This window comes from Pseudomonas asplenii, assembly GCF_001293465.1.
In the GTDB taxonomy this organism is placed as follows: Bacteria; Pseudomonadota; Gammaproteobacteria; order Pseudomonadales; family Pseudomonadaceae; genus Aquipseudomonas; species Aquipseudomonas fuscovaginae_B.
On sequence record NZ_JSYZ01000001.1, the window covers coordinates 39,756 to 46,564 of the forward strand.

The following is a 6,809-nucleotide window of genomic DNA, read 5'->3' on the forward strand; positions in this document are numbered from 1 at the left end:
CCTCAGGCGAACGGATGTTGCGGGCTGTCGATGGCTTTCAGCCCATGCTGGCGCAGCAGTTCGCCATAGCCTTTCACCAGAAAGCCACCGCTGCGCGCCAGCCACTGTTCGCGCCGGGCCCGGTAGACCCGCGGCAGGAAATACCAGGGCAGCCCGGGCAGATCATGGTGCAGCAGGTGCAGGTTGTTGTGCAGGAACAGCCAGCTCCAGGGCCAGCCGGCCTCGTTGATCACCGTGCGCTGCTCGGGAGCGGCATGGGGCCGATGTTCATAGTAGGAACGCACCATCGCCAGCGACAATGCCGGGATGCTGATCAGCAGCAGGTATTGCCAGGCCGCAATGATGCTGTAGCGGACGACGAAGGCCAGCATCAGCAGCGTCAGCAGGCCATGGGTCGACCACATCAGCCAGGCCTTGCGCTCGCCCCGGCACAAGCGCCGGCCCTCTTCGCGCAGCAGGTCGAACAGGGCCAGCGGGGCGCCGATCAGCAGCCGACCAAGGACCGTCTTGTTCAGCCGGAACAGGCTCCGCTCGAACAGCGAGCAGCGTTGCCAGTCCTGCTGGCGCAGGTAACGGCTCTCCGGGTCGATACCCGGCAGGGTCAGGTCTTCATCGCGATGGTGGAGCAGGTGGCTGTCGCGGTAGAGGGTGTAGGGATACCAGACGGCAAACGGCGCGTAGCCCAGCAGCTTGTTCAACCAGTCCAGACGGGTCGGATGGCCGTGCAGCAATTCATGCTGCAGCGACAGCCAGAGCGTAACCAGGACAATCAGCAAGGCAGTGCTCGGCCACAGGCCCAACCGGGCACTGCCGAGTACGACGGCGAACCAGCCGCCGTAGACAAGCGCCAGCAACAACCAGGTCGGCCATTCGCTACGGCCGGTGAAGGAGCGCGACAGGGAGAGAATTTCTTCGCGGTGAACGGGGTCGAGGTAGTTGGGCATCGATCGGCTTCGCATGGGACAGGCCGAAGGACACACTTCGGCTTCATCTGCTGGTGTGCGACGAGCCGGCAAAATCTTGCAGATCGATTGGTTATCAGCTTAGAACCCGAAGTGACCGGGAGATGTCCGCCCCTGCCCCTATAATCGGCTTTCCGCCTCAACCGACAAGCCCCATGCCAAACCTCGACTACGCCCTACTATCCCCCTCGCTGCGCCCTCTGCTCGACAAGTTCTACCGGGCCCATGGTTCCTCCATGCGCGCCAACGGCGAAGGGCAACTGTGGGTGGCCCGCGACGGAGGAATCATCGCCGGGCTTTCGCTGACCGCAGTCGCCGACGGTTTCTGGCTGACCGGCCTGTTCGTCGACCCACAACGGCGCGGCCAGGGCATCGCCGGGCAACTGGTCGCCCATGCCCTGGCCACACTCACCGGCCGCACCTGGCTGTTCTGCCATCCGGACCTGCGCGACTTCTACGGGAAACTCGGTTTCAGCCCCACCCGCCAACTGCCCCAGGCCCTCGCCGACCGACTGGCCCGCTACTCGCGCAGCAAGCCGCTGATTGCCCTGGGTATAGAACCATCGGTTAGCTCGACTGCGGAAAATGTGTGATCAGCCGCCGGTAACCCCGTGATAGCCTCGGTTTCCACCCGTTCCTGACAGGATGATCATGAACCGTACCCTCGTGGCCTTATCCCTCACCGCCCTGCTCGCTCCCGCTCTCGGCCAGGCGGCAAGCACCGACACGACCATCACCGATGCCCAATATGCCAAGGTCCTGGCGGGCAGCTGGCGTGCGCCGGAAAACAGCGTGCGCGATGTCTATCGCCATCCCCGCCAGACCTTGCAGTTCTTTGGTCTGCAGGCCAACCAGACGGTGATCGAAATCACCCCCGGCGGCGGCTGGTACAGCGAAGTGCTCGCGCCGCTGCTGCGCGGCCAGGGCCAGTACATCGCCGCCGTGCAGGCGCCGTCGAGCAGCGAATACGCCAGACGCTCGGCCGACAGCCTGAAGCAGAAGTTCGCCAGGGATCCGAGCCAATACGTGCGGGCCAGCCTCGTCGAGTTCGATCCCCAGGCGCCGGTGCTCGGCAAGCCGAACTCGGCCGACCGGGTACTGACCTTCCGCAACGTGCACAACTGGGTCATGGCCGATGACGCGCCGGCGATGTTCTCGGCCTTCTTCCAGGTGCTCAAGCCGGGTGGCGTGCTGGGGGTGGTGGACCATCGCGCGAAGGATGGCGCGGATCTGGAAAGCATCAAGCGCAGCGGCTACCTGCCCACCGCCTACGTGGTGAAACTGGCGAGCGATGCCGGGTTCGTGCTGGATGGGCAAAGCGAGATCAACGCCAACCCCAGGGACACCAAGGATTATCCCGACGGTGTCTGGACCCTGCCTCCTACCCTACGCCTGGGTGAACAGGACAAGGCCAGATACCAGGCCATCGGTGAATCGGACCGCCTGACCCTGCGCTTCGTCAAACCGGACAAGGTGGCGGCCCGCTAGTGGCCGGTCAGCCACTCAGTCGTCGGCAGCCGGGTCGAGCTCGGGGAACAGCACCTGGGTAAACCCGAACTTGCTGAAGTCGGTGATCCGCGACGGATACAGGCGGCCGATCAGGTGATCGCACTCGTGCTGCACCACCCGCGCATGAAAGCCCTCGGCGACCCGCACCAGCGGCTCGCCCTTGGGGGTGAAGCCTTCGTAGCGGATACGCCGGTAACGGTCCACCGCGCCGCGCAGGCCCGGCACCGACAGGCAGCCTTCCCAGCCTTCTTCCACTTCCGGCCCCAGCGGGGTGATCAGCGGATTGATCAGGATCGTCTGCGGCACCGCCTCGGCGTCCGGGTAACGCTCGCTGTGCTCGAAACCGAAGATCACCAGTTGCAGGTCGACCCCGATCTGCGGCGCGGCCAGGCCGACTCCGCCGACGTGCTCCATGGTCTGGAACATGTCGTCGATCAGTTGCCAAAGCTCGGCGCTGTCGAACATTTCCGGGGGAACCGGCGGCGCTACACGCAACAGGCGCGGATCGCCCATTTTCAGGATTTCACGGATCATGATCGGCTTTCGTCAGTAGTCGGTTTGGGGGAGTGCTCATGCACGTGGCCGAGCACCGTCGTCCGATCGGCCTGCTCATGAAAATCCTTCTCGCCGGGATTCTTGCCTTCGGCCGACATGTGCTCGATCACCGCATTCATTTCCGCCCCCAACAGCAACACTGCCGCCGAGATGTAGAAGTACAGCAGCAACACGATGATCGCACCGATACTGCCATACATCGCGTTGTAGTCGGCAAAGGTTTTCACGTAGTAGCCGAAGCCCAGCGAGGCGATGATCCATACCACCACCGCCAGTACCGAGCCGGGGGTGATGAACACGAACTTCTGCTTCACGTCCGGCATCACGTAGTACATCAACGCCACGGCGAACATCAGCAGCAGCACGATCACCGGCCAGCGCAGGACGGTCCAGAGGGTCACGACGAACTCCTCCATGCCGATCTGCCCGGCCAGCCAGCTCATCACCTGCGGCCCGAGGACCATCAGCGCGGCGGCCGCCAGCAACATGCCGGCGATACCCACGGTATAGAAGACCGACAACGGCAGGCGCTTCCAGATAGGCCGGCCTTCGTTCACGTCGTAGGCGGCATTCATCGCGCTCATCATCAACCGTACACCTGCCGAGGCGGTCCACAGGGCGATGACGATACCCACCGACAACAGGCCCCCCTTGGATTGCTGCAACTGGTCGATCACCGGGTTGACCTGGTCCAGCGCCTGGGGCGGCAACACCAGTTCCGATTGCATGCGCAACCAGCTGAAGAAGTCCGGCAGGTGCAGGAAACCGATCAGGGCGATCAGGAACAGCAGGAAGGGGAACAGCGAAAACAGCATCTGATAGGCCAGTGCCGAAGCATAGGTCGACATCTCGTCGTCGACGAACTCCTGGACCGTGCGTATCAGCACGCGATGCAGGGGCAGACCACGCAAGTCCGGAAAAATCATAGCGTCTCCTTTCGCCGCAATCACGGAGTCAGTCAGCAGGCGACTCAAGGGCGGTTTTTCACTCACGGTAGCGCAGTTGGCAAGCGGTAAACAATTTCCGGATTTGACACCAGCCTGCCGGAACAGCAGAACGGCCATCCTGGGATGGCCGCTCGGTCACTCGTCGGTCAGGACTTCAGGCCCGGTCGATGCCCTTCTTGATCGTTTCCTTTACGTTGCCCTTGGCCTTCTGGGCCTGGCCCTTCAACTCCTGGGCCTTGCCTTCGGCCCGCAGCCGATCATTGTCGGTGGCCTTGCCGATGCCTTGCTTGACGTTACCAACCGCTTCGTTCGCTGTGCCTTTGATCTTATCGCCAGTGCTGCTCATGATATTTCTCCATGGGGAAATGCGGGGTATCAGTGTCGCTACACAAGGTTGACCCGAGGCTTTCGCCAGGAGTTTCATTTTTTTCGTCGGTTCTTTCATCAGAGCAGTCAGGTTTACCTTTATGTTTGTCCGCCAACCCCCGAGAATAGGCGGCAGATTCAGGCTCCGGCGCTGAAGATCGATAACGGTAGGAAAGTGATGAAACTCGATAAAAAGCAGGCTATTGCCCGCAGGAACCAGGAACTGGGCGGTGCGGTGTTGGGCACGAACAATTGCCACTTCACCGAACTGAGCCGCAACCGGAACATCTGGTGGTTCGACATCCCGCTGGGGCGCCTGGCTATCGGCCAGTACGAATGGGTGCATCTGCTGCTGTACACGCCCAGCACCGACCAGTTGCTGCACCTGAAGGTACCGACAGTGTTCCTGCGCGAGAAGCTTGAAGGCCTGGTGGTGCGCAATGCCGGCAAGCGCAAGCCGACCGTGAGCCTGGAACTGAGCGCGGACAAGGACGCCTTCCTCCAGGACGTGCGGCCGAACGGTACCGGCGTGAGTTTTGCGCAGTTCCAGCAGTAAACCGACCGCTGCAAACGACAAAGCCCCGCAATGCGGGGCTTTGTATTTTTTTGGCCTGGGCCTCAGGCGGTCTTCTTCAGACCGAGCTTCTTCAGTTCCTCGTCACGCAGTTCGCGGCGCAATATCTTGCCGACGTTGGTGGTCGGCAGGGCATCGCGGAACTCGACGAACCTGGGCACCTTGTAGCCGGTGACATTGGCGCGCATGTGCTCCATCACCTGGTCCTTGGTCAGGGTCACGCCCGGCTTGGCGACGATGAAGATCTTGATCACTTCACCCGATTTCTCGTCCGGCACGCCGATGGCCGCGCATTGCAGCACGCCCGGCAGGGTCGCCAGCACGTCTTCCAGCTCGTTCGGATAGACGTTGAAGCCCGACACCAGGATCATGTCCTTCTTGCGGTCGACGATCCGCATGTAGCCATCCGGCTGGATGATCGCGATGTCGCCGGTCTTCAGCCAGCCTTCACTGTCGAGGATCTCGTCGGTGGCATCCTGGCGCTGCCAGTAGCCCTTCATCACCTGCGGGCCCTTGATGCACAGCTCCCCGACCTCACCCAGCGGCAGCTCGACGCCGGCGTCGTCGACCACCTTGCACAGGGTCGACGGCATCGGGATGCCGATGGTGCCCTGCTGGATCTTCTGGCTCGGGTTCACCGAGGCCACCGGGCTGGTCTCGGTCATGCCGTAGCCTTCGCAGATGGAGCAGCCGGTCACCGCCTTCCAACGCTCGGACGCCGCCAGTTGCAACGCCATGCCACCGGACAGGGTGACCTTGAGCGCGGAGAAGTCCAGCTTGCGGAACGCCTCGTTGTTGCACAGCGAAACGAACAGGGTGTTGAGGCCGACAAAGGCGCTGAACTTCCACTTCGACAGTTCCTTGACCATCGCCGGCAGGTCGCGCGGGTTGGTGATCAGGATGTTGTGGTTGCCCAGCAGCATCACCGCCATGCAGTGAAAGGTGAAGGCGTAGATGTGATACAGCGGCAACGGCGTGATGACGATCTCGCAGCCTTCCTTGAGCTCCGACCCCATCAGCGCCCTGCACTGCAGCATGTTCGAGACCAGGTTGCGGTGGGTCAGCATCGCTCCCTTGGCCACGCCGGTGGTACCACCGGTGTACTGCAACACGGCCACGTCGCTGCTCGCCGGGTTAGCTTCCTTGACCGGCTGGCCCAGGCCCTTGCTCAGCACGTCGTTGAACCTGACAGCCTTGGGCAGGTGATAGGCCGGCACCATCTTCTTCACGTACTTGACGACGCTGTTGATCAGCAGACGCTTGAGCGGCGGCAGCATGTCGGCCACTTCGGTAATGATCACATGCCGTACGCCGGTCTTGGGCACCACCGCCTCGGCCAGGTGCGCCATGTTTGCCAGGCACACCAGGGCCTTGGCGCCGGAGTCGTTGAACTGGTGTTCCATTTCCCGCGCGGTGTACAGCGGGTTGGTGTTGACCACGATCAGGCCGGCGCGAATGGCACCGAATACGGCGATCGGGTATTGCAGCAGGTTCGGCAACTGCAGGGCGATGCGGTCGCCCGGCTGCAGGTCCGTGTGCTGTTGCAGGTAGGCGGCAAAAGCCCCGGACAGCTCGTACAGCTCGCCATAGGTGAGCGTCTTGCCGAGGTTGCTAAAGGCCGGCTTGCTGGCGAATCGTTGGCAAGACTGTTTCAATACCGTCTGAACATTCGGGTACTCATCGGGATTGATTTCGGCAGCAATCCCCGCTGGGTACTTATCCTTCCAAAAGTCTTCGATCATGGAAGCCCACTCCTCAGCAACGCGAATTCAGCACCGCATTTGATGCGATTATTATTTGTCTATGTTTGTTATTGAGTGATCTGGCTTTAGGCTATGTACGAAATCGTTTGAAACTTGGTTATGCTGCGTTAAAAACCGGCTCGGAATGCTCATT

At 61.9% G+C, this 6,809-nt stretch carries 8 protein-coding genes; 3 read left to right on the top strand and 5 right to left on the bottom strand.

Translation table 11 applies throughout. The features are described 5' to 3' along the window. Window positions 1–2: 2 nt before the first annotated feature. The gene (locus tag PF66_RS00205; RefSeq protein WP_054061613.1) at window positions 3–944 is read right to left on the bottom strand and encodes a fatty acid desaturase; all 942 of its coding nucleotides are present in this window, start codon (window positions 942–944) and stop codon (window positions 3–5) included. Window positions 945–1,117: 173 nt separating this feature from the next. On the opposite strand from PF66_RS00205, the gene PF66_RS00210 reads away from it, so the two are divergent. Both PF66_RS00210 and PF66_RS00215 read left to right on the top strand, forming a co-directional pair. Next, complete coding sequence (locus tag PF66_RS00210) at window positions 1,118–1,555, top strand: GNAT family N-acetyltransferase (RefSeq protein ID WP_054057547.1); 438 nt, start codon at window positions 1,118–1,120, stop codon at window positions 1,553–1,555. 58 nt (window positions 1,556–1,613) lie between these two features. Further along, the gene (locus PF66_RS00215; protein WP_054057548.1) at window positions 1,614–2,450 is read left to right on the top strand and encodes a class I SAM-dependent methyltransferase; all 837 of its coding nucleotides are present in this window, start codon (window positions 1,614–1,616) and stop codon (window positions 2,448–2,450) included. Between the two features lie 15 nt (window positions 2,451–2,465). Here the strand turns inward: PF66_RS00215 and def are convergent, their stop codons facing one another. The 3 genes from def to PF66_RS00230 form a co-directional block, all read right to left on the bottom strand. After that, window positions 2,466–3,005: a peptide deformylase gene (def, locus tag PF66_RS00220; RefSeq protein WP_054061614.1), complete on the bottom strand. Its 540-nt coding sequence runs from the start codon at window positions 3,003–3,005 to the stop codon at window positions 2,466–2,468. Beyond that, window positions 3,002–3,952 carry a YihY/virulence factor BrkB family protein gene (locus PF66_RS00225; RefSeq protein ID WP_054057550.1) on the bottom strand — a complete coding sequence of 317 codons (951 nt, stop codon included), beginning with the start codon at window positions 3,950–3,952 and terminating at the stop codon, window positions 3,002–3,004. Before PF66_RS00225 ends, def begins: the two co-directional genes overlap by 4 nt. A gap of 175 nt (window positions 3,953–4,127) precedes the next feature. Beyond that, a complete protein-coding gene (locus PF66_RS00230; protein WP_054057551.1) occupies window positions 4,128–4,319 on the bottom strand; it encodes a CsbD family protein in 192 nt (63 codons plus the stop codon). A 198-nt stretch (window positions 4,320–4,517) separates the two neighbouring features. On the opposite strand from PF66_RS00230, the gene PF66_RS00235 reads away from it, so the two are divergent. Continuing rightward, entirely contained in the window at window positions 4,518–4,895 is a 378-nt protein-coding gene (locus tag PF66_RS00235; RefSeq protein WP_054061615.1) for a hypothetical protein, read from the top strand. 62 nt (window positions 4,896–4,957) lie between these two features. Here PF66_RS00235 and fadD1 read toward each other — a convergent pair whose 3' ends face one another. Further along, window positions 4,958–6,655, bottom strand: a complete 1,698-nt coding sequence (fadD1, locus tag PF66_RS00240) for a long-chain-fatty-acid--CoA ligase FadD1 (RefSeq protein WP_054057553.1) — start codon at window positions 6,653–6,655, stop codon at window positions 4,958–4,960. Between the last annotated feature and the right edge of the window lie 154 nt (window positions 6,656–6,809).